Origin of the sequence: Tepidicaulis sp. (assembly GCF_965222285.1) — a bacterium.
Taxonomy (GTDB): Bacteria; Pseudomonadota; Alphaproteobacteria; order Parvibaculales; family Parvibaculaceae; genus Tepidicaulis.
In genome coordinates this window covers 1574039-1598201 of sequence record NZ_OZ244942.1, presented here as the reverse complement: position 1 = coordinate 1598201, position 24163 = coordinate 1574039, and the positions used below count along the sequence as shown (strand labels likewise).

General features: G+C 60.1%; 22 protein-coding genes. 11 read left to right on the top strand and 11 right to left on the bottom strand.

Annotated features, from left to right (window positions below):
- Window positions 1–44 precede the first annotated feature (44 nt).
- Both ACOQOT_RS07505 and mfd read left to right on the top strand, forming a co-directional pair.
- Complete coding sequence (locus ACOQOT_RS07505; protein WP_420561715.1) at window positions 45–329, top strand: succinate dehydrogenase assembly factor 2; 285 nt, start codon at window positions 45–47, stop codon at window positions 327–329.
- Between the two features lie 45 nt (window positions 330–374).
- Window positions 375–3869 (top strand): transcription-repair coupling factor, encoded by a 3495-nt coding sequence (mfd, locus tag ACOQOT_RS07500; protein WP_420561714.1) that lies wholly within the window; start codon window positions 375–377, stop codon window positions 3867–3869.
- Here mfd and ACOQOT_RS07495 read toward each other — a convergent pair whose 3' ends face one another.
- Window positions 3870–4520: a DsbA family oxidoreductase gene (locus tag ACOQOT_RS07495; protein ID WP_420561713.1), complete on the bottom strand. Its 651-nt coding sequence runs from the start codon at window positions 4518–4520 to the stop codon at window positions 3870–3872.
- 138 nt (window positions 4521–4658) lie between these two features.
- On the opposite strand from ACOQOT_RS07495, the gene ACOQOT_RS07490 reads away from it, so the two are divergent.
- A complete protein-coding gene (locus ACOQOT_RS07490; RefSeq protein ID WP_420561712.1) occupies window positions 4659–5438 on the top strand; it encodes an SDR family NAD(P)-dependent oxidoreductase in 780 nt (259 codons plus the stop codon).
- Window positions 5439–5461: 23 nt separating this feature from the next.
- A complete protein-coding gene (locus tag ACOQOT_RS07485) occupies window positions 5462–5587 on the top strand; it encodes a hypothetical protein (RefSeq protein ID WP_420561711.1) in 126 nt (41 codons plus the stop codon).
- A gap of 120 nt (window positions 5588–5707) precedes the next feature.
- Here ACOQOT_RS07485 and ACOQOT_RS07480 read toward each other — a convergent pair whose 3' ends face one another.
- Window positions 5708–7276 carry a class I adenylate-forming enzyme family protein gene (locus ACOQOT_RS07480; RefSeq protein ID WP_420561924.1) on the bottom strand — a complete coding sequence of 523 codons (1569 nt, stop codon included), beginning with the start codon at window positions 7274–7276 and terminating at the stop codon, window positions 5708–5710.
- Between the two features lie 171 nt (window positions 7277–7447).
- Between ACOQOT_RS07480 and ACOQOT_RS07475 the strand changes: the two genes are divergently transcribed.
- From ACOQOT_RS07475 to ACOQOT_RS07465, 3 genes are all read left to right on the top strand, one after another.
- Window positions 7448–8587, top strand: coding sequence for a CaiB/BaiF CoA transferase family protein (locus tag ACOQOT_RS07475; protein ID WP_420561710.1), 1140 nt, complete (start codon window positions 7448–7450; stop codon window positions 8585–8587).
- Between the two features lie 22 nt (window positions 8588–8609).
- A complete protein-coding gene (locus ACOQOT_RS07470) occupies window positions 8610–9356 on the top strand; it encodes a histidine phosphatase family protein (RefSeq protein ID WP_420561709.1) in 747 nt (248 codons plus the stop codon).
- Window positions 9357–9444: 88 nt separating this feature from the next.
- Window positions 9445–10038 (top strand): VOC family protein, encoded by a 594-nt coding sequence (locus ACOQOT_RS07465; RefSeq protein WP_420561708.1) that lies wholly within the window; start codon window positions 9445–9447, stop codon window positions 10036–10038.
- A gap of 12 nt (window positions 10039–10050) precedes the next feature.
- Here ACOQOT_RS07465 and ACOQOT_RS07460 read toward each other — a convergent pair whose 3' ends face one another.
- The 3 genes from ACOQOT_RS07460 to ACOQOT_RS07450 are packed head-to-tail and all read right to left on the bottom strand — an operon-like array spanning window position 10051 to window position 14497.
- Window positions 10051–11736: a class I adenylate-forming enzyme family protein gene (locus ACOQOT_RS07460; RefSeq protein ID WP_420561707.1), complete on the bottom strand. Its 1686-nt coding sequence runs from the start codon at window positions 11734–11736 to the stop codon at window positions 10051–10053.
- 41 nt (window positions 11737–11777) lie between these two features.
- Window positions 11778–12698 carry an NAD(P)H-dependent flavin oxidoreductase gene (locus ACOQOT_RS07455; RefSeq protein ID WP_420561706.1) on the bottom strand — a complete coding sequence of 307 codons (921 nt, stop codon included), beginning with the start codon at window positions 12696–12698 and terminating at the stop codon, window positions 11778–11780.
- Entirely contained in the window at window positions 12698–14497 is a 1800-nt protein-coding gene (locus tag ACOQOT_RS07450; RefSeq protein ID WP_420561705.1) for an extracellular solute-binding protein, read from the bottom strand. The genes ACOQOT_RS07455 and ACOQOT_RS07450 overlap by 1 nt, the downstream gene beginning before the upstream one ends.
- A 172-nt stretch (window positions 14498–14669) precedes the next feature.
- Here ACOQOT_RS07450 and ACOQOT_RS07445 point away from each other — a divergent pair, with 172 nt between their 5' ends.
- Entirely contained in the window at window positions 14670–15236 is a 567-nt protein-coding gene (locus ACOQOT_RS07445) for an invasion associated locus B family protein (RefSeq protein ID WP_420561704.1), read from the top strand.
- A gap of 272 nt (window positions 15237–15508) precedes the next feature.
- The gene (locus ACOQOT_RS07440) at window positions 15509–16501 is read left to right on the top strand and encodes a DUF2804 domain-containing protein (protein ID WP_420561703.1); all 993 of its coding nucleotides are present in this window, start codon (window positions 15509–15511) and stop codon (window positions 16499–16501) included.
- Between the two features lie 15 nt (window positions 16502–16516).
- Here the strand turns inward: ACOQOT_RS07440 and ACOQOT_RS07435 are convergent, their stop codons facing one another.
- The 3 genes from ACOQOT_RS07435 to ACOQOT_RS07425 form a co-directional block, all read right to left on the bottom strand.
- Entirely contained in the window at window positions 16517–17086 is a 570-nt protein-coding gene (locus ACOQOT_RS07435; protein WP_147446275.1) for an acyltransferase, read from the bottom strand.
- 191 nt (window positions 17087–17277) lie between these two features.
- Complete coding sequence (gene hspQ / locus ACOQOT_RS07430) at window positions 17278–17607, bottom strand: heat shock protein HspQ (RefSeq protein WP_420561702.1); 330 nt, start codon at window positions 17605–17607, stop codon at window positions 17278–17280.
- 100 nt (window positions 17608–17707) lie between these two features.
- Window positions 17708–18616, bottom strand: a complete 909-nt coding sequence (locus ACOQOT_RS07425) for a ChbG/HpnK family deacetylase (protein ID WP_420561701.1) — start codon at window positions 18614–18616, stop codon at window positions 17708–17710.
- A 198-nt stretch (window positions 18617–18814) separates the two neighbouring features.
- On the opposite strand from ACOQOT_RS07425, the gene ACOQOT_RS07420 reads away from it, so the two are divergent.
- Window positions 18815–19918 carry an NADH:flavin oxidoreductase gene (locus ACOQOT_RS07420; protein WP_420561700.1) on the top strand — a complete coding sequence of 368 codons (1104 nt, stop codon included), beginning with the start codon at window positions 18815–18817 and terminating at the stop codon, window positions 19916–19918.
- A 95-nt stretch (window positions 19919–20013) separates the two neighbouring features.
- A complete protein-coding gene (locus ACOQOT_RS07415; RefSeq protein WP_420561699.1) occupies window positions 20014–21048 on the top strand; it encodes a glycosyltransferase family 9 protein in 1035 nt (344 codons plus the stop codon).
- On the opposite strand, the gene ACOQOT_RS07410 is transcribed toward ACOQOT_RS07415, so the two are convergent.
- The 3 genes from ACOQOT_RS07410 to ACOQOT_RS07400 all read right to left on the bottom strand — a co-directional run bounded on the left by ACOQOT_RS07410 (window position 21049) and on the right by ACOQOT_RS07400 (window position 24101).
- Window positions 21049–22092 carry an HpcH/HpaI aldolase/citrate lyase family protein gene (locus ACOQOT_RS07410; RefSeq protein ID WP_420561698.1) on the bottom strand — a complete coding sequence of 348 codons (1044 nt, stop codon included), beginning with the start codon at window positions 22090–22092 and terminating at the stop codon, window positions 21049–21051.
- A 102-nt stretch (window positions 22093–22194) separates the two neighbouring features.
- Window positions 22195–22767 carry a gamma carbonic anhydrase family protein gene (locus ACOQOT_RS07405; RefSeq protein WP_420561697.1) on the bottom strand — a complete coding sequence of 191 codons (573 nt, stop codon included), beginning with the start codon at window positions 22765–22767 and terminating at the stop codon, window positions 22195–22197.
- 29 nt (window positions 22768–22796) lie between these two features.
- Window positions 22797–24101, bottom strand: a complete 1305-nt coding sequence (locus ACOQOT_RS07400) for an MFS transporter (RefSeq protein ID WP_420561696.1) — start codon at window positions 24099–24101, stop codon at window positions 22797–22799.
- Window positions 24102–24163 lie beyond the last annotated feature (62 nt).

Sequence of the window (24163 nt, the reverse complement as noted above, 5' to 3'; positions counted from 1 at the left end):
CTTTCTAGGTCTATATCGTGGGGTCAACAAGGAAAGGAAGTAATGTGAGCGACCCACTCGACGTGCGCCGCAAGCGTATCCGATTCCGCGGCTGGCACCGCGGAATGAAGGAAATGGACCTCATTCTGGGCATTTTCATCGATGCCGAGCTGGAAAATCTGTCCGCCGAAGAGCTGGGCGCGCTGGAAGCGCTGCTCGAGGTACCGGACGACATGCTCTATGCCTGGGTGGTGGGCCGCGAGCCGGTCGAGCCAGCCCATGATACCGCGCTCTTCAAACGGATATGCGGCCTTAGCCATCTCGACGGAACGATGTTCCGCCAAAAGTAATTCCCTGGACCAAGCCCGAAGCCCTTTGCCCGCGAGCCTTCTCCCGTGACCGACATACGCCCCCTTATCGAAACCGACGGCCTTTTGAACCTTGGCGAAACGCCGGAGGGGTTCGATGCCCTGGTGCTGAGCGATCTTGCACGGGCGCTGGAGGGGGAGGTGCTGCTGCACATCGCCCGCGACGATGCGCGCATGAGCCTTTTAAGCGAGGCCTTGTCCTTCTTCGCGCCGGATGTGGAAATCGCAACCTTTCCGGCTTGGGACTGCCTGCCTTATGACCGTGTGTCGCCTCATACGGATATCGTCGCCCGGCGCATGGCAACGCTCACCCGGCTCGCCAAGCGTGCCGAGGGAGCGGAGAAACCGCTTATCGTGCTGGCCACCGTCAATGCCGCAATCCAGCGGGTGCCGGAGCGCAAGACGCTCGAGGCGGGGGGCTGGCATGCCCATGTCGGCAACCGCATCGATCTCGACGAACTTCTGCTCTATCTCGCCGAGAACGGCTTTTCCCGAACGGGCACGGTGCGTGAGCCCGGCGAATATGCGGTGCGCGGCGGGATTGTCGATATCTACCCGCCGAGCCTTGATGAACCGGTGCGGCTCGATCTTTTCGGGGACACGCTCGATTCCGTGCGCACCTTCGATCCGGAGAGCCAGCGCACGGTGGGCCAGCTTTCCGGCCTTGAACTTGTCTCCGTGAGCGAGGTCAATCTTGACCCGGCCTCCATCAAACGCTTCCGCGCGGGTTATGTCGCGACTTTCGGACCCGCCAATGACGGCGATCCGCTTTATGAAGCGGTGAGTGAAGGGCGCAAGCATCAGGGCATGGAGCACTGGCTGCCGCTCTTCCATGAAAAGCTCGAAACGCTTTTCGATTATGTACCGGGCGCGCTTATCACACTCGACCATCAGGTCGATGAAGCGCGAGCCTCCCGCTTCGATCTCATTCAGGATTATTTCGACGCGCGTATTTCGGTCAAACCCATGAAGAACATGGATGTGCCGAGCTACAAACCGCTCAAACCCTCCGCGCTTTATCTGACCGAAAACGATTGGAAAGCGCAGCTTGAGGGCAAGCGGGTGCGGGCCTTCTCCCCCTTCGCTCTGCCGGAAACGCAGGCGAACGTGATCAATTTCGGCGCGCGGGAAGGGCGCAGTTTCGCTCCCGAGCGCCAGCAGGAAGGCGTCAATGTTTTCGATGCGTTAGGCGGCCATATCCAAGGGCTTCGCAAAGCAGGTAAGCGCGTTGTCATTGCAAGCTGGAGCGGCGGGGCGCGCGAACGCCTGCAAGGGGTGCTCGCCGAACACAAGATCGAGAATGAAGCGCTGGCGGGCACCTGGGCCGAAGCGCTGAGCGGCAATGCCGCCACCGTCAAACTCGTGGTGCTGGGGCTCGAGCACGGTTTTGAGACGGATGAACTTGCGATCATCAGCGAGCAGGACGTGCTGGGCGACCGGCTGGTGCGCCGCCAGCGCAAGAAGCGCGCGGACAATTTCCTCACCGAAGCCTCGAGCCTGACGCCCGGCGATGTGGTGGTGCATGTCGATCACGGCATTGGCCGTTTCGAGGGGCTGCAGACAGTGGACGTTTCCGGTGCGCCTCATGACTGTCTTCTCATTCTTTATCATGGCGGCGACAAGCTCTATCTGCCGGTCGAGAATATCGAGCTTCTGTCCCGCTTCGGTTCCGACGATGCCGCCGTGCAGCTTGACCGTCTCGGCGGCTCGGGCTGGCAGGCGCGCAAAGCCAAACTGAAAGAACGCTTGCGCGATATGGCCGCGCAGCTCATCAAGATCGCCGCGGCGCGTGAGCTGAAAGACGCCCCGCCGATCAACGTTCAGGACGGCATTTACGACGAGTTCTGCGCCCGCTTTCCTTATGAGGAAACGGACGATCAGGCCCAGGCCATCGACGCGGTCATGGAAGATCTTTCCAAAGGACGGCCGATGGACCGGCTGGTCTGCGGCGATGTCGGCTTCGGCAAAACCGAAGTCGCGCTGCGCGCCGCCTTTACGGCTGCCATGGACGGGCATCAGGTGGCGGTCGTGGTACCGACGACGCTGCTTGCCCGCCAGCATTTCAAATCCTTCACGCAGCGCTTTGCCGGATTGCCGCTCAATATCCGCCAGCTTTCCCGTCTCGTCCCGCATAAGGAGGCGCAGGAAACGAAAACCGGGCTTACCAGCGGCGATGTCGATATCGTCATCGGTACCCATGCGCTACTCAGCAAGACTATCAAGTTCAACAATCTCGGCCTCATGATCGTCGATGAGGAACAGCATTTCGGCGTCAAACACAAAGAACGCCTGAAAGAGCTGCGCTCGGACGTGCATGTGCTAACACTGACGGCAACGCCCATTCCGCGCACGCTGCAGCTTGCGCTGTCCGGTGTGCGGGAGCTCTCACTCATTGCCACGCCGCCCGTGGACCGGCTGGCCGTGCGCACCTATGTAGCACCCTTCGATCCCGTCATCATCCGCGAGGCGTTTTTACGCGAGCATTACCGGGGCGGACAAAGCTTTTATGTCTGCCCGCGCATTTCCGATCTGAAGGAAGCGGAAGACTTTCTGAAGGAATATGTGCCGGAAGTGAAATTCATCACGGCTCATGGGCAGATGGCGCCGACGGAAATCGAAGACAAGATGACCGCCTTTTATGACGGTCAATATGACGTGCTGATTTCCACGACGATCGTTGAATCGGGCATCGATATTCCGACGGCTAACACAATGGTCATCCACAGAGCTGACATGTTCGGTCTTTCCCAGCTTTATCAGCTTAGGGGCCGGGTGGGGCGCTCCAAATCCCGCGCCTATGCTTATATGACCGTGCCGGCCAACAAGAAGCTGACGCCGACGGCGGAAAAACGCCTGCGGGTGCTGCAATCGCTCGACTCGCTCGGCGCCGGGTTTACTCTTGCCTCGCACGATCTTGATATTCGTGGCGCGGGTAATCTTCTGGGTGAAGAACAGTCCGGCCATATCAAAGAGGTGGGCTACGAGCTTTACCAGGAAATGCTGGAAGAAGCCGTCGCTTCGCTGCGCGGGGAAGAAGGCAGCAGCGATGAAGGCCAATGGTCGCCGCAGATCAATATCGGCACGCCGGTTCTTATCCCGGAAAATTATGTGCCGGACCTCAATGCCCGCATGGCGCTTTACCGGCGTCTTTCCAGCGTCGAGGATCAACAGGATATTGACGGTTTCGCCGCCGAGCTGATCGACCGTTTCGGCCCGCTGCCCGAGGAAGTCGAACATCTGCTGAAAATCGTGGAGATCAAAGGCCTTTGCCGTAAGGCGCTGGTGGAGAAAGTCGATGCGGGCCCGAAGGGCGCAGTGCTCACCTTCCGCAATAACGAATTCCCGAACCCGGGCGGGCTTGTGGAATTCATCAATGACGAGCGCGACAAGGCGAAGTTGCGCCCGGACCACAAGCTCGTTTTCATGCGCAACTGGCCGCTGCCTGAAGACCGGCTTAACGGCACACGGCTGATGATGCGTAAACTTGCGGAAATTGCGGGGGAAGCAGCAGCGGCAGCCTGATCAGCCTTGAACTTCTGCCGCTTCTTTCAGCTTCATCTCGATACGGTCGAAGACTTTCACCAGCGTGTCCGCATCCTGCGCGCCAACCAGCGCGAACTGATTTTCAAAAAGGAAGCAGGGCACGCCCGTGATTCCCATTTGCCGGGCCTGGAAATCGTCATATTCGATCCGTTTCAGGTCTGCATCGGAATTGAGAAGATCGCGTACCACATCGCCTTCCATGCCCGCTTCTTCTGCCACGGCAACGAGCACGTCCTTGTCGCCGATATCCTTGCCTTCCTCGAAATAGGCTTTGAAGAGCAGGCTGACGACTTCGTCCTGCACACCGGCGCTACCCGCCCAAAGGATCAAGCGGTGCGAGTCCAGCGTATTGGGCGAGCGTTCGATCTTGTCGAAGGCGAAAGGAATGCCCTCGCGCGCGCCCATCTCTTTCAGTGCGCCGCCCGCTTCTTTCATTTTTTCCGGACCGAACTTGCGTTCCAGATATTCCTGGCGGTCCACGCCTTCAGGCGGAATGGAAGGGTCGAGGCGGAAGGGCCGCCAGTTGATTTCGACATCATTGCGCCCGCTATCGGTCAGCGCTTTTTCAAGACGCTTCTTGCCGATATAACACCAGGGGCAAACCGTATCGGAAATAATATCGAGTTTCATGGGGCATCTCCTCGGTTTTCAATTCTTTGGGAGCAGTCTGACAGAGCCTGCGCCCCTACGCAAAACACGTCTCCTTGACCCCCCTTTGGCACCTTGTAGGATGCGGGCCAATCAGAACCAATAAGTAAGGACGGGGTCATGTCTGGCGTGAACATCGCATCTCAGGATTTGAGCGGAAAAACTGCTCTTGTAACGGGCGCAACGAGCGGGCTCGGCCTGCGTTTCGCGCGGGTGCTGGCGGCCTCGGGCGCCGCGGTCGCCATTGCCGGGCGGCGCGTGGAGCGGCTCGAAGAACTGGCCAAGGAAATCGCAGCTAACGGCGGCAAGGCACTGCCTGTTGCACTCGACGTGACCGATGCCGCCGGTATCGAAACGGCGATGGACAAGATCGAAGCGGCGCTCGGGCCGCTTGATATTCTCGTCAACAATGCCGGTATGAACGTGCAGGCAATGGCGACGGACGTGACGCCGGAAGCCTATGACCAGATCATGGGCACGAACACGCGCGGGGCGTTTTTCATGGCGACGTCTGCAGGCAGAAGGATGATCGCACGCGGGGCAGGCGGGCGGATTATCAACATCGCCTCCATCGGCGCGCATAGCGTACTGCCAGGCCTTGCCGTTTACTGCATGTCGAAAGCGGCAACCGCCATGATGACGAAATCGCTGGCGCGCGAATGGGCGAAACACGAAATCAACGTCAACGCGATTTGCCCCGGCTATATCCGCACCGAGCTCAATTCCGAATGGTTCGACAGCGCGGGCGGGCAAAAGCAGATTGCTGGGTTCCCCCGAAAGAGACTTGGCGAGGATTCCGATCTCGACGGCACGTTGCTGCTGCTGGCAGGCGACCAGGGCCGCCTTATCACGGGTTCCCTTTTCACCGTGGATGACGGACAATCTCTGAAGCCTGCCTAAGCGCGGCAAGGCAAAAAGGGGGGATGATGGCGAAATTTTTGCTGGGCTTCGTGCTCGGGTTTCTGGCTTGCGTCTGGGCCTACGAAATCGATCTCGACGATGCCGTCGAAGCGCTTTGGGAGGAGACCTGGGACGCGATTGAGGATTGATCTAGCAAATCAATCCAGTCGTCATGCTCGGGCTTGACCCGAGCATCCATGCAGCCTCTTTGTCTGCTGCGTCTTCCCGTGGACCCTCGCGTCAAGCGCGAGGGTGACGAAAGTAGTCGGTTAGATGCGCCTGTACCGCTCCGTCAGCACCTTGCGCTGCACTTTGCCGTTGGCCGTACGGGGCAGGCTTTCCACGAAGATGATCTCGCGCGGGCGCTTGTAACCCGCAAGGGCCGCTGCCGCGAAATCCAGAATGCTCTGCGCATCACGCGGTGCGCCTTCCGCCGGCACGACAAAGGCGGCAATGATGCTGACATCCGCGCGCACTTTGAGTTCTGTAACCGCAACTTCCCCGATGCCGGGATGGGCGGCAAGCGCCGCTTCCACTTCCATGGGCGAGACGCGGTAGCCCATAGCGTTCATCACATCGTCGGCGCGGCCCCGGTACCAGAGATAGCCGTCTTCATCGAGCGCGGCGACGTCGCCGCCGATGAACCATTCACCCCGGAACACCTCGGCCTCTTCCTCCGGCCGGTTCCAATAACCGAGCATCAGCCCGGGATCGGAGCGGTGAACGGCAAGAAGGCCGTCTTCCCCGCGCGGCAGCGGATCGCTGCCCTCTTCAACCGGCAAAATAGCGACGGCGCGTCCTTCCTGAGGTTTACCGGGTGAGCCTGCGCGAATTTCCATGCCGGGGCCGGTCGATACATAGGTCGAGCATTCACTCATTCCCAGCGCCTCGTAAAGCTCGCGGCCGGTGCGGGCGCGCCATTCTTCGAGCAGCGGCTCGGGCAAGGCTTCACCTGCCGTCAGCCCGTGGCGCAGCTTCGAGCCGCGAATAAGTTCCGTATCGCAATATTTCAGGATCTGCCGGTAGAGCGAGGGCACGGCGGCAAACAGCGTCGCGTCATAGCGCGCCATCAGCTCGCCCCAGACCTGGACGTTCTTCTCCCCCGTATAAAGCACGGTGCTTGCCCCGTTCGCCCAAGGGTCGGTCAGCCCGACGCCCAGCGTGTAGGTCCAATTGAAGGCACCGGCATGCAGCATGACGTCTTCAGGCCCGATGCCATACCAGCCCTGATACATGGGCCTGCGCCCCCAGGCGGCGCGGTGCGCATGGAGCACGCCTTTCGGATTGCCGCTCGTGCCGGACGTATAGACGAGATAGGCAGGATCATCGGCCCGCGTTGCCGCGTAAGAGCCGAGCGGCGCGCCTTGCTTGAACCTGGCGATATCGGCGGATGTAAGGACTTGCGTTTCCGCCGCCTCGATCTCCATGCCTTCGCCAAGCGCGACGGCTCGGGCGCCTGAGTCCGCGAGTAAAAAGCTCGCCTCTCGCGCCGTGAGCTGCGCGGAGGCAGGCAGCGGCACGATGCCCGCCGCCAGCGCGCCGAAAAAGAGCAGGGCATAGTCGCTTGTGTTGGGCAGGCGGATCATCAGCCGCTCACCCGGTTTCAGCCCGCTTTCCAGAAGCCCCGCAGCAACCGCGCGCACCGCTTTTTCAAGCCCGCCATAGGTCCAGCTTTCCGCCGCCTCCGCAGGCGCGGCAAGATCGTGGACGACGCGCAGAGCGATTTTCTCCGGCGTGGTTCTCGCCGCCGCTTCCAGGCAATATTGCGCCATGTTGAAACGGGCAGGCGGCAAGGCGCCGGTATAGCGGGGCGCGGTGAGGGAAAGCGTTTCTGTCATGCTCAAGTCTGTCATGTTCTGGCATCTACCCCGTGCGCCGCGTCCGCGCAAGCGCCCGCAGGGACGCTACGTCACGGCACCGGGGTCTCTTTCGCCGGTTTACCCGTTCCCGGCCAGCCGGTAAAACAGGGGCCAATAAAGCCAAAGGCCACAAATCAGGGAGATTCTGTCATGGGTAAAACGGGCAAAGGGCCGCTTTCCGGGGTGAAAGTCGTCGAATTCGCAGGCATCGGGCCGGGCCCGTTCTGCGCCATGCTGCTGTCGGATATGGGCGCGGATGTGATCCGCATCGACCGCAAGGGTGGCCAGGGCGGCTCGAAATTCGACATTACCGCCCGCGGGCGCCGCTCCGTGGCGATGAACCTGAAATCGCCGGATGCCGTGGAAGCCTGCCTCAAACTCATCGAGAAAGCGGATATCCTGCAGGAAGGCTTCCGCCCCGGCGTGATGGAGCGGCTCGGCCTCGGTCCCGATGTCTGCTTGAAACGCAATCCGAAGCTCGTTTACGGCCGCATGACGGGCTGGGGGCAGGAAGGCCCGCTCGCCAATGCCGCCGGTCACGACATCAACTATATCTCGCTGACCGGCGCGCTACACGCCATCGGCCGGCCCGGCGAGCGCCCGGTGCCGCCGCTCAATCTCGTGGGCGATTTCGGCGGCGGCGCGCTTTACCTCGCCATGGGCATGCTGGCGGCGCTGCATGAAGCAAACCGCTCCGGCAAAGGCCAGGTGGTCGATGCGGCCATGACCGATGGCGCGACCTCGCTGATGGCCATGTTCTACGGCTTTACGGCGTCGGGTATGTGGGCGGACGAGCATGGCACGAACATGCTCGATGGCGGCGCGCATTTCTACGACACCTATGAGACGAAGGACGGGAAGTGGATTTCCATCGGCTCCATCGAACCGCAATTCTACGCCATCCTGCGTGAGAAAGCAGGATTGACCGATGCCATCTGGGACGCGCAGATGGACCGTGGCCAGTGGCCGGAAATGAAGAACAAACTCATCGAGGTTTTCAAAACGAAAACCCGTGATGAATGGTGCGCCATCATGGAAGGCACGGATATCTGCTTTGCTCCCGTCCTTTCCATCAAGGAAGCCAAGGATCACGCCCATAACAAGGCGCGCGAGACGATCGTCGAGCGGGACGGGGTGGCGCAGCCCAATATCGCGCCGCGCTTCTTCGGCACGCCGTCGGAAATTCAGGGCCCGCCGCCTTCCATCGGCGAGCACACGGAAAGCGCGCTGGAAGACTGGGGCTTTTCGGGCGGCGATATCGACGCATTGAAAAAGGCGGAAGCGATTTAAGCTTCCGCCCGAAAGGCATCTGATGAGCGCATTGCCGGGCACGACGGGCCGCCGCCGGATTTATCTCATGCGTCACGGGCATGTGGATTATTTCGGCAAGGAAATTCAGGCTGCGGGCGGCGACACCAAAGTGGTGCCGCTTACCCCGCGCGGCCGGAAGGAAGCCATTGCAGCCGGCAAGGCGCTTTCTCATGTGCGCTTCGACCGGGCGCTTTGCTCCGGCGCGCCGCGCACGCGCTCAACTGCCGAGCTCGTTCTGGACATGCAGGACGAGGCGGCGCGCCCGGTGCTCGAAACCGATGAAGACCTCTACGAGATTCACGGCGGCGGCTTCGGCACCGTGAAATCGCGGGACGATGTCGCCCGCATTATGACGCTCTATTTCGAAAAAGCAGGCGAACCCGGCGCGACGCTGCTGGAAGGGGGCGAGCCTTTCGCGGATGCCCAGGCCCGCGCGCTCGGCGTCATCAAGCGGCTGCTGACCGAGCCCGGCTGGCATACGGCGCTGATCGCAGCTCATGAAGGCATCAACCGGCTTATCTTGAGCTGGGCCGTCAGCGGCGGGCTCCACGCGGCCTCCGCCTTCGAGCAGGACACCGCCTGCATCAACATGATCGATTTTGATATGGTGCCGCAGGAGGACGGGCAGGTAGGCACGGAAATCGCCCGCGCTATCGTCAAAGCCGTGAACATCACGCCTTACAATTACGTCAAGCACGGCATGAACATGACGAGCCTCGAGGCGATTTTCGCCCGGGAGCCTGCCTGAAACTCCTATCTGAAACCGCAGCTTTTCAAGCTTCGCCTTGAGGCGTAAGCTTGCTCAAGCACGCCGGGCATTTTTGGGAGGAGAAGCCATGAGCCGTGAACTGATGGGCAGTGTCGATCATATCGGCGAAACGAAAACCGCCCCGCCCCAGATCAAAGGATTTCACCACATCGCCTATCGCTGCCGCGATGCGGAAGAGACATACAAATTTTACGTCGATCTTTTGGGCCTGAAGCCCGCCGCCGCGCTGTCGTTCGACAAGACGCCGTCTGGCGAGGACAAGCCCTTCATGCACCTTTTCTTCGAGATGGGAGACGGTAATTTCATCGCCTTTTTCGATGCGCCGTCAAGCGCGAGCGATGAAACCTTCGGGCTGAAAGACGGCATCGACGATTATCACTTTGCCTTTGAAGTCGGCACGATGGACGAGGTGATGACCTTCAAGACCCGTCTTGAAGAAGCGAAGGTTCCCGCCTTCGGCCCTATCGATCACACCTTCTGTCATTCGCTTTATTTCTTCGATCCGAACGGCCTTGCCTGCGAGATCACGACCAAAGACGCTTGTCATGATGCTTACATGAAAGAAGAGGGCGGCAAGGCGGCGCAGGCCATTGCCGAGTGGAGCGAAAAGACGAAAGCGATCAAGCAGGCGCGGATGGAGCTTTTCAAGGCGGCGGACTAAAACGCCCCCGCCTTACGCTTTCGCCAGATAGGTCTCTTTCAAGACACGCCGCAGCACCTTGCCGAGCGGATTGCGCGGCAGGGCTTCGACTTCCGTAATCATTTCGGGGAGCTTATAGGCCGCAATTTCTTCGCCCCTTAAATAATCCGTCAGGCTTTGAAGCGTGACCGCCTTGCCATTGGCCGGTACGAGCGCCGCGCAGATGCGCTCGCCCAATCTCTCATCCGGTACACCGAAAACCGCCGCTTCCGCAATATCGGGATGGCCTGCCATGAGCCCGTCGATCTCACCGGGCGATATGTTCATGCCGCCGCGGATGATGATGTCCTTGGCCCGTTCAACGAAGCGGTAGAAGCGCCCGCATTCGCCGGCAATCTCGAAAACATCTCCGGTATGAAAGAACCCGTCCGCATCGATGGCCGGGGCCGGGCCGTCTTCACTGCCTTCGCGCCAATAGCCGTCAAAAACTGTCGGCCCTTTGATGACAAGCTCGCCCGGCACGCCTTCTTCCAGGATTTCAGCGCCGGATTGCAGATCGACGAGCTTCGTGCGGGTAACGGCGGAAATCGCCGATGGCCAGTCCAGCCCGCCGCCGCCGATGCGCGGGAAAAACTGCGCCCGGTTTTCCGGCTCCGGCACATCCCCCGCACCGGAGGAAAGACAGGTGCCTTCATTCGAGCCGAATATATTAACGATGGGCAGATCGAAACGCTCTTGAAAGCCTTTCACCATAAAGGGCGCAAGCGGCGCGGAGCCGGACCCGATGCTGCGGAAATTGGAAAGATCCAGCATCGCCAGCAGCTTTTCATCCTTCAGCAGCATGTTGAGCACGGCGGGCGGGGCGACGGTGTAATTCACTTTTTCCGCAACAAGCTGCTTTAAGAAAACCGGCAGATCGAGCGGGTGATGGAGAACCAGCGTGCCGCCCGTCAAAAGCCAGGGCACGAAGGTACCGCCGAGGGCCGCCATATTGACGAGCGGGAAGGGACAGAGAATGACATCGCCTTGGCCAAGCCCGCAGGCCTCCACCATGGCCATGCCGGCGGCACGCCAATGATCGTGATGGCGTGGCACGCCTTTGGGCCGTGCCTCAGTGCCGGAGGTCCAGCAGAGCGTGGCAAGGCGCTGCGGATCGCCTGTCTTGGCCGGTAGAGGTTCCTCCTCGCGCCATTCAAGCGGCTGGACGCCCTTTGATGCCGCCGCGCCCCAGACGAGAAGGTGAGGGCGCGCAGACGCCTTTTCAGCCGCGGCGCGGGCAAGCGCTTCGTGGCTTTCGTCTTTGAAGCGCGCCAGCGTCATCAGCGCTTTGGCGCCCGTTGCTTCCAGCACGCCTTCAAGTTCATGGCGGCGCCACTGCATAGGAACGGGGGAAACGATAATTCCGCGCTCCCAGGCCGCGAGATAGGTGGCGGCGAGCTCGGCACTATTCGGTAATTGGACGAGCAGAATATCGCCCGCCTCAAGCCCCGCGCCCGTAAGCTGATTTGCCAGTCCCTGCACGGCGCGGTGAAGCGCATCATAAGAAAGACGGCGTTCGGCAAGGCCGGTGGCGGCTTCCTTGCCCGGCATATCGCAAAGGGCCAGCGCTTCCGGGTTTCTTTTCACATTCTCACGGAAAAGGGCGCTAAGGGTCTCATTCCTCCAGAATCCGGCATCGCGGTAAAGCGATGCCTCTTCCTCACTCACGCGGTATCCCATGGCCCGTCCTCCCCAATGGCCGAAAGAAAACCCACTATGATTTATGTCTGCCGGGCAGCGTCATATTCCGCTTTCAGGCGGTCCACGATCTTGCTCACCGGCTCGACATTCTTGATCGCGCCGACACCGTGCCCGGCGGACCAGACATTCGCCCAGCGTTTGGCATCGCTTTGCGGGTCGGTGAAATCGATATTGGGTTTTTCTTCAAGCATCGCCACATCATAGCCCGCGCGTTCCAGCGTCGGGCGCAGCCAATTGGCCAGCACGCCCGTTACTGCGCGGGTCGGCACCAGATCCTCGGCGCTTACTTGCGTCAGCATCTGCTTGTAATCGGCTGCGGCGAGGCTTTCTTCGGCCGCGATGAAGCGTGTGCCCATATAGGCGAAATCGGCGCCCAGCATTTCCGCTGCCGCGATGCCGCCGCCGGTCGTGATGCCGCCGCCGAGCACGATGGGCCCGTCGAAAAACTCCCGGACAGCCGGCACGAAAGAAAAGCCCGTCATCTGCCCCGTATGCCCGCCCGCGCCGGAGGCAACGAGAACGAGCCCGTCTACGCCGGCAGCCGCCGCCTTGCGGGCGAAAGGAACGGAATTCACATCAGCAAAGACGCGTCCACCATAGGTATGAACTTCCGAAACGATATCGCGCGGACTGCCGAGAGCCGTGATGACAAGCGGCGCGCGGTATTTTTTGACAAGCGCCAGATCATCCCCAAGGCGGGTATTGGAACGGTGTACGACGAGATTGGCCGCCCAGGGCGCTGTCGCCGCGTCCCCCGCAAGGCGCGCGGTAATGTCCTGAAGCCAGTCTTCCAATATCTCCGGTGTGCGGGCATTGGGCGTCGGGAAGGTGCCGATAATTCCTGCCTTGCAGGCAGCAACCACGAGATCAGGGCCCGAGACGAGAAACATCGGCGCGGCCATCAGCGGCAAGCGCAGGTTCGGGAACAGTTTCTGGCGCATTATTCGCTCACCCACCAGGCATCGCTGCGGTAGCCGTAAAGAGAGGTTTTTTCCGGCACCTTGACCTTGTCCCAAAGCGCCACCCATTGCTCCGGCTGGTAATAGAGCGGGACGACGTAATAACCGGAGAGCAGCACCCGGTCGAGCGCGCGGATCGCGGCAACGAAATCCTCCCGGCTGCGGGCGGCCAGCATCGCCTCGATCATGGCATCGATCGCCGGGTTCTCCGCGCCCATATAATTGCGCGATCCGTCGGTGCGTGCCGCTTCCGAGCCCCAATAAAAGCTCTGCTCGTTGCCGGGCGAAAGCGAGGCGTACCAGAAGTTCAAGATCATATCGAAGTCGTATGTCTGGCGGCGCTGTTCATATTGCGTCGAATCCACATTGCGCACATTGGCGGCAACGCCGATGCCTTTCAGCGACTGGGCGTAATTGAGGGCAAGGCGTTCATCATCCGGGCTTGAGACGAGGATTTCGAAGCTGAGCGGCTCACCCGAAGCGTTTTTCATCTGCCCGTCCTGCAGCGTCCAACCGGCATCCTGAAGCAGCATGATGGCTTTCCGGCGGTTCTCCCGGTTGCGGCCGCTTCCATCGCTCACCGGCGCCTGATAGCCGTTTGCCAGGACCGCGGGATCGACGGCATCCATGTATGGGGCGAGCAGCGCCTTTTCCTTCTCACTCGCCGGGCGGCCATGGGAGGAAAGCTCCGAACCGTCATAATAAGACTGGACGCGCTCATAAGCGCCGTAGAACAGGTTCTTGTTCACCCATTCGAAGTCGAAGGCATAGATCAGCGCTTCACGGACTTTCTTATCCTGAAAGACGGGACGGCGGGTGTTGAAGACGAAGGCGCGCATGCCCGAAGGCGTTTCGGGCTTGAAAGCGAGCTTGCGCACATCGCCTTTTTGAACGGCGGTAAAATCGAAGCCCGCCACCCAGCGCGCCGGATCGGATTCCGGCCGTGCATCGTAAAGCCCTGCTTTAAAGGCTTCGAAAGAGGCGTTCGTGTCGCGGAAATAATCATAGACGATTTCATCTGGATTATTAAGGCCGCGATTGACCGCCAGGTCCTTGCCCCAATAATTCGGATCGCGCTTGTAAGTGATGCGCGTGCCCGGCTTGATTTCGCTCATCACATATGGCCCTGACCCCACCATCGGCTCAAGCGTCGTCTTTTCGAAATCTTTGCCTTCATAAATATGCTTCGGCAAGATCGGCATCAGCCCCATGATGAGCGGCATTTCCCGGTCGCGCTCCTCGCCGAAAATCAGTTTTACCGTGCGCGCATCCGGCCGCTCGATCTTTTCGACTTTCGAATAATAATAGCGGTGATTGGGCCGGCCTTTTTCGCGCAAGGTTTCGATGGAGAAAATCACGTCCTCCACCGTGACGGGCGTGCCGTCTGAAAATTTCGCTTCGGGCCGCAACGTGAAGGCAACCCAGGAGCGGTCATCCGGCGTTTCAATGCTTTCGGCAATCAATCCATAGAGCGAGAAGGGCTCGTCATAGGAGCGCGCCATCAGGCTTTCGAAAACGTGCTCGCGCGCGCCGAGCCCCGCGGTGCCCCGCACGATCATGGGATTGACGCTGTCGAATGAGCCGATGGCCGCAAGCTTCAGCGTGCCGCCTTTCGGCGCGTGCGGATTTGCATATGAAAAATGCGAAAAGCCGGGCTCATAAAGCGGGCTGCCATGCATGGCGATGGCATGTTGCGGCTGCGCAATGGCCGCGCCGCCCGCCACCAAAGTAGCCGCAAAAAACGCCCCCGCAACGCAGATTTTCGCCCAGAATCGCCGCATATCCCCTCCCAAGACCTTTTTTCCAACCATGACGCAGGCGCAAAGTCCCCGCAAGATGGGCAATCGTGCTTCTGCCCCTTTTATGCCGCAGAGCATGTCTATATTGTGCCCGATTGGAAATAGAGGCCGGGTGGCGGCTTCTTTCCCGTGACGTCAACTTATGAGGTTTATCATGATTCAACGGCGGATTTTCGCGCCGATCGCTGTTCTCACCGCATTGATCGCTCTTGCTTTCGGCTCGGTTACGGCCTCTGCACAAGAAGGTCTGGGAGCCGGCGCCGGTGCGGGCGCAGCAGCTCCTCAAGTCGAAAAATTCGGCAATTGGGCAGGGCGGTGCCAGCAGATGGGCCTCAATGACGGCAGCACCCGCAAGGTGTGCAATGTCTATGTGGACATTCGCGCGGAAGAAGACCCGGAAACGCGGATCATTTCCGTCGCCATCGGGCCGAACATCAAGGATGGCGGCTTCGGCGCTATCGCCTTGACGCCGCTCGGCACGCTGCTGCCGCAGGGCGTCGGCTTCAAGATCGACGAGAACAAGGAATTCGGCGCACCGTTCGTCATCTGCCACGGCGGCGGCTGCGAAGCGCATATGGCGCTATCCACCGACAACATCCAGCAAATGCGGGCCGGCAATACGATGCAGGTGGCGTTCGTTCATGCCCAGCGCGGGCCGGTCAAAGTGCCGGTAAGCCTGTCGGGCATTTCGGCGGCCTTCGACTGGCTGAGCAAACAGTAAACTTCCCGGAAAAGTCCTCGCACCCTTAGCGGTGCGAGGCTTTCGCCGAACAGTAGGCCAGCACACCGGCAAAGAGCACAAAGCCGCCAAGAACGATGGCAAGGTAAAGCGTATCGGCGTCGGTCATTTTATTGTCCTTTCAGCGCGTTCCCCAGAGGGGCATTTAAAGCGCTGGCGGAATGGCGGGGCATTGATCTTCATCAATGAAAAATCCTGACACCCACTCCCGAATCGGTGCCCCTTCCGGTCCGTTGATCCGCGAAGACGGGACAGTGAAGAAAGGGCTCTTCGGCTCCCCAATCGGCCCGATCCGTTACCGCGACTACAGACTCAAATCGCCGCTTGGCGCTCTCCTGCCGGAAGAGCGGCGCGAGAGCGATTTCAAAGGCTTTCAGTTTCTGGGCGCGGTCTCGGCGTGGTTCGTGCTCGGCTGCGCGGTGACTTATTCCGCCGCGCTCAAATCCGCCTTCCTCTATATTTTCGACTTTTCCGAAAACCGCTTCGTGCTAGAGCGCCGCTTCGGCGCGCGCCAAGGCGATGAATGCCATTTCGCCCTCGATCCGGATGACGGCGAAAGCCTTTTCCGTTTCGGTGAAAACCGCATCGTCATGCGAGCCGAAAAAGAAGCGCTATCGAAAAAGTTGGACGTCCGCCTCGATGACGGCACGGCGATCTCGCTTTCTTTCAGTGAAAGCAGAGCCGGGTTCGAGACTTTGCGTCTTTGCACGCAGACGGGCGCCGCCGGCTGGACTTATGCGCAGAAGGTGGCTGGCGTTATAGGCGAGGGGGAGGCCTCCGGCCCCTTTGGACAGTATGATTTTGCGGCGCTCGGCGCCTGCGCCCATCATGATTACACGGCAGGTTTTCTGCGGCCCGAAACCTATTGGAACTGGGCCTGTTTCTCCGGCCGCGCGGCGGACGGCACAGTGCTTGGCCTCAATGTCTCGAACGGCGTTAACGAGACGGGACAGACGGAAAACTGTTTCTGGGTAAACGGCGCGATGGTCAAATGCGACCACGTCATGATCGATTTCGACGACGAGAACCTCGATGCGCCCTGGCGGATTTACTCACAGGACGGCAAAGCCGATCTGACCTTCACGCCCGCAGGCGGTTATCACGCCACAGGCGAGAACGGAAAGATCGCCAGCAATTTCCACCAGATGTTCGGCTTCTTCAACGGCGAATTGAAAGATGAAGGCGGTAAGGCTTACAAGATAGAGGCCATGCCCGGTTTCACCGAAACGCAATATCTGCGCTGGTGACGGGCCGCGCTTTCGTCAATCACCCCGGCGCGGGGCCACCAGAATGCGCAGCCAGTTGAGGAACGTATTCTCGCGCAAAAGATAGCGCTGCAGCTGATCCATATCCCGGGCCAGCTTTTCCGGATTATGGAAGAGTTCCTCGCGCTTGCGGAATTCGCGGGTCATGTCCAGCTCGCGCACGGGCTTTGCCGGATTGCCGACGGCAATGACATTGGCCGGAATATCCGTCATCACCACTGAGCCTGCGCCGATAATGCTGTTCTCGCCGATCGTCACACCCTTGCCGACGATGGTGCGTACACCGAGCCAGACATTATCTTTCAAAACGACCGGCGCATATTTCTCATGTTCCGCCGTGCGGTCATAGGTGTCGTGCCAGTCCGAATCGGAAATGTAACAACCGCTCGCCAACATCGTGTTGGAACCGATGGTAATGCCGACGGATGAAACGATCTGATTGGAAGGGGAGATCAGCACATTATCGCCGATCTCGATGCGACCCTGGCGCGTGCCGGTGTCCCATGTGGAAAGGCGCACCATGTGGCCCCGCGCCGAGCGGATATGCAGGTTCTTACCGGCCGTCACGTTGGGCCCCCAGACCTCGATAGTCCAGGGATAAGATGCGTCGAGCCCAGGTCCTATTTCCGCGAAATGAGGGGCGAGGTAATGCCGCGTGTAAAAACGCTCTAATCCGTCTCTGATACGGCGGACCGGGTAGGGGCGGCGATCTTTACGCAGTGTCGTTGGTCCTTATGCCGGGCGGTGATGGCGCGCCGTCAATGTGCAATATCCGAACGCAACTGGTAAACACCGTTTTCCAGCGATCCGAAAAAGTGGCTCACTTCCGGATGGCGGATCGGGCGGCCCGTCTCATCTTCCAAAAGGTTCTGCTCGGACACATAGGCGACATATTCCGTCTCCTCGTTCTCCGCCAGAAGGTGATAGAAGGGCTGGTCCTTGCGGGGGCGCACCTCGGCGGGAATGGACTGCCACCATTCCTCGGTATTGTTGAAAGTGGGATCGACATCGAACACCACACCCCGGAACGGATAGAACCGGTGGCGCACGACCTGGCCGATCTGAAACTTTGCATCACGCTTTAACATGATCCGCTCAACCTGCGGTTACTGAACAATTTTTATCCCTTATTGTTACCCGTGCCCTGCTTATTCGGCAAGCATTGCCGGATAGCGCGGGGTCCTCAGATCAGGCATTCGCCCAGTCGGGCATCAGCTTTGCCAGATCCCGGCAGCCGATAAGGTGGATACCTTCTTCCTTAACCGTCTCCGCAACACCGCCCGAGAGGAAAATCTCATAATCGGCGCCCCGTGAGCGCCAATCCGAGCAGATGGCCCGTAATTCCGGCGTGTCCCGGCTCGGATGCAAAATGAAATAGCTCAAATGTCCCGGTTTCATAGCCCGGAAGACGGTGCGGGTCTTCTCCAGCCGGTTTTCCTCCTCCGCAAGCGGAACATTCAATATTCTGTCAAGAAGAGGTACGCCGAGCTGTTCCAACCGCTGGCTCTGCTTGAAAAGCACTGCAGCGCTTTCTGCGTCATAGCCGCCTTTCAGCCATTGGGCTTCTTCCAGCCGGAGCGCAAAAGGCGGAATACCTGCGGCCAGCGCCGTCTCCGCAAAGCCTTCGTAGAATTTCGCATGCATGACCGAGCCCATATGCGTGTCCATATGGGTGGGGGAAATACCGGCAGCGCGGGCGCGGGCAATCTGCGCGGCAAGCTCGGCCCGCACGGCGGGCGCATGGCCGTCAGCTGCCAGCGCTTCGCACGTCTTGTGCAGCCCGCCTTCCTCATCCAGAAGGCCGGTGCCCGCATCCCTGGTGCTCAGCGGCCCCCAGCGGAAGGTCGGCCATTCACAAGTCAAAGTTGCGTGAACGCCCATATCCGTTTCCGGGTTCGCCCGGCAATAAGCGGCGATTTCGCCGAACCAGGGGCAGGGCACCATGGCCGCTCCGGCGGTGATGCGGCCCGCCTCCCAAAGGTCAATAAAGGCGGAAACGGAAGCCTGGCACATGCCGATATCGTCCGTATGGATGATGGCGACACGGTCATTTTTACCGAATCCCAGTTTCTCCAGAACCGGATTTGAACCCCACATGCTTTTCTCCCCGCATTCTCCATTGTTTTACCGCAGCCTAGCCGATTGATCCTGAAAGGAAAGAACCGGAAAGGCAGAACGCCGCTTCGTAAAAGTTATGGCGGCAAAGGTTGCCTTTTGCGGCCTTAGTCTCAATATGTACGCCATTCAAATTGGTACTGGCGGCAAGGCCGCCTCATCACATTTCAAGGGACCTTCATGAGCGGATCACTCGACAAACTTTTCAGCCCTTTCACTTTTAACGGCCTGACGGTTCCAAACCGTATCGCCATGGCGCCCATGACGCGCCAGTTCTCGCCGGGCGAAACGCCGGGCGAAGATGTCGCCACCTATTACCGCCGCCGTGCGGAAGGTGGCACGGGCCTCATCATCACGGAAGGCACGACCGTTGCCGATCCCGTCGCCACCATGGCGGCCAATGTGCCGGCCTTTCACGGCGATGCATTGAAAGGCTGGAAGCGCGTTGTGGAAGAAGTCCATGACGCAGGCGGGCTCATCGCGCCGCAGCTTTGGCATGTCGGCACCATGCGCGATCCGGGCAATGCACCGCGCTCCGAACTGCCGAGCGCCGGGCCCTCTGGCCTCTTCAAGCCAGGCAAAAAAGTTTCCGACCCGATGACGAAAGAGCACATCCAGAGCGTGATCGACGCTTTCGGCCGTGCCGCAGCGGATGCCCGCGAGCTCGGCTTCGATGCGATCGAACTGCACGGCGCCCATGGCTATCTTATCGACCAGTTCTTCTGGGCCGGTACGAATGAGCGCGATGATGAATATGGCGGCGAGCAGGCCGCTCAGCGCACGAAATTCGCCGTCGATATCATCAATGCGGTACGCCGCGAAGTGGGCAACGACTACCCGCTCATTCTGCGTTTCTCGCAGTGGAAGCAACAGGATTTCGAGCACAAGATCGCGCCGACTCCAGATGAGCTGGCCGCCTTCCTCAAGCCGCTCTCCGATGCCGGTGTCGATATGTTCCATTGCTCGACCCGCCGTTTCTGGGAACCGGAATTCGAAGGCTCCGACCTCAACCTTGCCGGCTGGACGAAGAAACTGACCGGCAAACCCACCATGACCGTGGGCAGCGTCGGCCTTTCGGGGGAATTCATCGGCGCCTTCATGGGCGAATCTTCAGAGCCGACCAGCATCGACAAATTGCTCGACCGGCTGGAAAAGGACGAGTTCGACATGGTGGCCGTGGGGCGCGCTCTTCTGGTCGATCCGGAATGGCCGAACAAAATCCGCGAGGGCCGCTCGAAAGACCTCGTGCCCTTTACCAAGGAAGCGCTTGCGGCTCTTGCCTAACCCCTAGCCGATAGGCGACATTAGCCGTGCCCCGCCGGTGCTTACCGCTCGGCGGGGCATTGTTTTTTGCGCCTAACGGATTTGGGGAAAGACGGGTGGCGAAGCGTTCAGAAGGGGCCAACGCAGCCGGGGCCCGCTCGGTATTGATTTATTCCGGCCAGGATCAGATCGGCGACGGCATTATCAAATTGCCGTTCCTGCATGCCTGCCGGGCCCGTTTTCCGGGTGCGCATATCACCTGGCTCTCGGGCCTCGGCAAAACCGTTTATGCCGGGATTTTGAAAGATGCCGCCGCGCCTTTCGTCGATGAAGTGATCGAATGCGCCGGGGTCGGCAAATCCCCCAGCGAATTGCTGCTGCCGCGCGCGATTGTCCGCAAGCGCCATTTCGACGTCATCATCGATACACAGCGCCTTGTCCTGCGCACACTCATCCTGAAACGTCTTTCGCACGGTCAGTTCGTCTCGGGCACAGCCGGGTTCATGTTCTCGGACACCCGCCCCGAAAAAGGAAACAGCTCGCCGCGCTCGTTTTCCGCTTATCTGATGCAACTGCTCGACCTTGCCGCGCCGCCGGCCGTTCCCGACCCGGCCTTTGCCATGCCGCTTGCAAGCCGCGTCAGCGAAGCCGCCGCCGCGCTGCTCCCGGAAGGGCCTTCTTATATCGGCTTTTCGCCGGGGGCAGGGGATAAGAGCAAATGCTGGCCGCTCGACAATTTCATCGAGCTTGCCCGCAAGCAGAAAGATCAGGGGCGGGTGCCCGTGTTCTTTTTAGGGCCGGAAGAAAAAGACTGGCTTACGCCACTCGCTTCCGCCGTACCTGACGCGCTTTTTCCCGAGTGGAACCGGCTCGATCCTTACGGTGATGTCAAAGGCCCTCTGCTTGTCATGGCGCTGGCCGCAAGACTGAAGGCGGCGGTCGCCAATGATTCCGGCACGGGGCACATGCTTGCCGTGGGCGGCGCGCCGCTCGTTTCGATTTTTGCCAAGCACGATCCGAAAAAATATGCGCCCGGTGCGCGGCTGCTGGAAATCGTCGATGCAAAAGATTACGGCGGCGTGGATGCATCGCTTGTGCCCATCGCCGCCGTTGAAGAGGCTCTAAACCGGCTGCTTGCCCGCGCCGGCTGATCAGAAGCCGTAGGCTTTCGCCAAGTCCGGGTCTTTTTCCGCCACCATCTTGGCCAGATCGACGATCACCTTGGCCTGTTTCCAGGTGGCATCGTCCTGCATCTTGCCGTCGATCATAACGGCGCCCGTGCCGTCCGGCATCGCGTCCAGAATTTTTTTGGCAAAGAGCACTTCGTTCACTTCGGGGCTGAAGACACGTTTTGCGATATCGATCTGCGAGGGGTGGAGCGACCACGCCCCGGAGCAGCCCATCAGGAAGGCATTGCGGAACTGCGCTTCGCAGGCCCGCTCGTCACCGAAATCACCGAAGGGGCCGTAAAAGGCGCGCAGGCCGTTGGCAACGCAAGCATCCACCATGCGCGCCACGGTGTAATGCCAGAGGTCCTGCTGATAGAAGGGCCGCTCACCCTGGCCTTCCTCGGCATCCGCCAGCACGCCGTAATAGGGGTGTCCGCCGCCCACGCGCGTCGTCTTCATCCCGCGGGAGGCGGCAAGGTCCGCCGGGCCGAGGCTCATGCCATGCATGCGCGGAGAGGCCGCGGCAATCTCGTTCACATTCTTCACCCCTTGCGCGGTTTCCAGAATGGCGTGAATGAGAATAGGTTTTTTGATGCCGTTCTTCGCTTCCAGCTGCGCGAGAAGTTGATCGAGATAATGAATATCCCAGTCGCCCTCGACCTTGGGCAGCATGATGACATCGAGCTTGTCGCCGACGGCGCTGACGATCTCTGTAATATCATCGAGCACCCAGGGGCTGTTCAGGGCGTTGATCCGCGTCCAAAGACCCGTCTGGCCGAAATCATTGGCTTTGACGACTTCGATGAACCCGGCCCGCGCCGCTTCCTTTGCTTCGGCGGGAATGGCGTCTTCCAGATTGCCCAGGATCACATCCACCTTGGAAATGAGATCCGGCACCTTGGCGCGCATCTTCTCGTTTTGCGGGGGGAAGAAGTGAATCATCCGCTCGGTGCGCACGGGAAGCTCACGGAAAGGAGCGGGCGCGCCGATGGCGAGGGGCTTATAGAATTGGCTGGGAAGTTTCATCGGTCCTGCCATTTGAGTGGGAATGGGAGTGATTTGGCGCGCAGTCTAACGGCAGCGGGCGGCCTCCGCCAGCCCTGGCATGCCCCACAAGGAATAGCCTGGTCAGCTCTTGTTCCGGCCCAGCTTTTCAAGCTCGGCCTGCATGGCCGCGCCGAATTCCGGCAGATCCGTCACCCGGTGCTCGCCGCGCGCATAGGCTTTGGCATTCTCAAAATAGAAGGCGGCATTCATGATATTGGCCGCGCCATTGTCCCGCGTCTTGATCACTTTGGCTGGCGCGCCCGCGACGATGGAATTGTCGGGAATTTCCGTTCCCTCCGTCAGAATGGAATGCCCGGCAATGATGCAGTTCTTGCCGACTTTCACTCCGTCCATGAGCGTCGAATTGATGCCGATGAGGCAATTATCGCCGATCTCCGCCCCATGCACCGTGACATGGTGAGTGATCGAACAATTATCGCCGATGATCGTCGGTGTCGTATTGCCGACATGGATCATGACGAAGTCCTGAATATTCGTGCGCTTACCGATCCGCACTTCATGCATTTCCGAGCGGATAACGACATAGGGCCAAAGAGAGGCGCCTTCATCGATCGTCACCTTGCCATAGACAAGCGCCGTCTCGTGAATGAAAGCGGGATCGTTGAGCGTGACGCCGGGGCCAAATCGGGACATTGCGTTTCCTCTTATCTGTTTGTCGTTTTTTACTTTATTTGTCGTTTTACCGGCGCCTGCCAGCCGTTCTTGCGGAAGACATCGAAGGAACCCGCCGCCAGAAGGCAGACAAAGGCCGTAAGCGAGGCAGCGGCCATCAGCAGGAAGGCGGGCTGATAGCCGCCCGCTTGTTCATAGATAAAACCGATCATTGCCGGGCCGGAGGCAACGCCCAGCGTCATCGCAAACTGGCTCCAGGAAAAGAGCCGGCCATAGGCTTTAAGGCCGAAAGCCTCCGCCACGATGAGCGGCTGCATCATCAGCAAATTGCCGACGGAGGTGCCGAATAAAAGCGCGACGGCAAAAAGCGCCGCCTCGCTTTGCGCAAAAGCGTAAAGCACGAGCGCGCTTCCCTGCACGAGCGTCAGTGCCAGAACGAAAGGCCGGGCGGGAAGGCGGGTGAGCACTTGCCCGCCAATGAGGCGCCCGGCAATGCTGGAGCCCGCCATCAGCGCCACGGCAAGGGAGGCGGTGTCGTCGCTGCCCGTGCGCGTCGCAACGAGGCGAAAGAGATGCGCGATTGTGCCGACCTGCGCCATCATGGCAAAGACGAAGGCGGCGACCATGAAAAGAAAGAGCCGCGAGCGCACCGCCGCGCCGAAATCCGCGCCTTCTGCCGCCGCTTCCGGCAGCGCGTTGCCTTTTTCATCCCGGCTTACCGCCGCCCCGTCCGGCCGAAGCCCCATGGAAGCGGGCGAGGGGCGGAAGACAAGAAGAGACACCGGCACAATGCCGATAAAAAAAATCAGGGCGAGCCACTGCGCCGCCCAGCCGATACCGCCAATATCGATGAGCTTGGCGGAAAGCGGGGTGAGCAGAATGCCGCCGACGGAAAGCCCCGTGGAGGCATAAGAAAGCGCGATGGAGCGCTTATCGTTGAACCAGCGCGCCACCAGCGTCGTGCAGGGCAAAAGCGCGCAGGCCGCATAGCCTGCGCCGAAGAGAATGTGAAAGGCATAAAGCTGCCAAAGCTCTTCCACCCAGCGTACGCCGAACATGGCAGCAGAGGCGATTACCGCGCCCGCCAGTACCGACCAGCGCGGATCGTGCTTTTCGATATAGGCACCGACGACAAGGCCCGTGAGGCCCGATGAAATGAAAAAACTCGCGGTCGCCGCCGATGTCACCGATACGGCAAAGTCCCGCTCGGCGACGAAAGCTTTCAGATAAACGCCGAGATTGTAAAAGCCGAGCCCCGCCGACACGGTCATGACGGCAAAGGCCGCGGCCACAATGTACCAGCCATAGAAAAGGGGCGCCCGTCCGCCCGGCGCCTCGTCCCGCAACTCCGACATTGGCCTGCTCGTTCAAGATTTCTATTGATCCTGTCATAGCAGACATGTCTTCTTTGCCCTAG

What these genes read in the sequence shown, in the direction of transcription:
- ACOQOT_RS07465 (WP_420561708.1), top strand. Translation starts at nt 9,445, where the DNA reads ATGAGCCGTGAACTGATGGGCAGTGTCGATCATATCGGCGAAACGAAA.
- hspQ (WP_420561702.1), bottom strand. Translation starts at nt 17,607, where the DNA reads ATGTTAAAGCGTGATGCAAAGTTTCAGATCGGCCAGGTCGTGCGCCAC.
- ACOQOT_RS07445 (WP_420561704.1), top strand. Translation starts at nt 14,670, where the DNA reads ATGATTCAACGGCGGATTTTCGCGCCGATCGCTGTTCTCACCGCATTG.
- ACOQOT_RS07485 (WP_420561711.1), top strand. Translation starts at nt 5,462, where the DNA reads ATGATGGCGAAATTTTTGCTGGGCTTCGTGCTCGGGTTTCTGGCTTGC.
- ACOQOT_RS07470 (WP_420561709.1), top strand. Translation starts at nt 8,610, where the DNA reads ATGAGCGCATTGCCGGGCACGACGGGCCGCCGCCGGATTTATCTCATG.
- ACOQOT_RS07425 (WP_420561701.1), bottom strand. Translation starts at nt 18,616, where the DNA reads ATGTGGGGTTCAAATCCGGTTCTGGAGAAACTGGGATTCGGTAAAAAT.
- ACOQOT_RS07495 (WP_420561713.1), bottom strand. Translation starts at nt 4,520, where the DNA reads ATGAAACTCGATATTATTTCCGATACGGTTTGCCCCTGGTGTTATATC.
- ACOQOT_RS07400 (WP_420561696.1), bottom strand. Translation starts at nt 24,101, where the DNA reads ATGTCGGAGTTGCGGGACGAGGCGCCGGGCGGACGGGCGCCCCTTTTC.
- ACOQOT_RS07490 (WP_420561712.1), top strand. Translation starts at nt 4,659, where the DNA reads ATGTCTGGCGTGAACATCGCATCTCAGGATTTGAGCGGAAAAACTGCT.
- ACOQOT_RS07455 (WP_420561706.1), bottom strand. Translation starts at nt 12,698, where the DNA reads ATGCGCCAGAAACTGTTCCCGAACCTGCGCTTGCCGCTGATGGCCGCG.
- ACOQOT_RS07405 (WP_420561697.1), bottom strand. Translation starts at nt 22,767, where the DNA reads ATGTCCCGATTTGGCCCCGGCGTCACGCTCAACGATCCCGCTTTCATT.
- ACOQOT_RS07475 (WP_420561710.1), top strand. Translation starts at nt 7,448, where the DNA reads ATGGGTAAAACGGGCAAAGGGCCGCTTTCCGGGGTGAAAGTCGTCGAA.
- ACOQOT_RS07410 (WP_420561698.1), bottom strand. Translation starts at nt 22,092, where the DNA reads ATGAAACTTCCCAGCCAATTCTATAAGCCCCTCGCCATCGGCGCGCCC.
- ACOQOT_RS07450 (WP_420561705.1), bottom strand. Translation starts at nt 14,497, where the DNA reads ATGCGGCGATTCTGGGCGAAAATCTGCGTTGCGGGGGCGTTTTTTGCG.
- ACOQOT_RS07460 (WP_420561707.1), bottom strand. Translation starts at nt 11,736, where the DNA reads ATGGGATACCGCGTGAGTGAGGAAGAGGCATCGCTTTACCGCGATGCC.
- ACOQOT_RS07420 (WP_420561700.1), top strand. Translation starts at nt 18,815, where the DNA reads ATGAGCGGATCACTCGACAAACTTTTCAGCCCTTTCACTTTTAACGGC.
- ACOQOT_RS07480 (WP_420561924.1), bottom strand. Translation starts at nt 7,276, where the DNA reads ATGACAGAAACGCTTTCCCTCACCGCGCCCCGCTATACCGGCGCCTTG.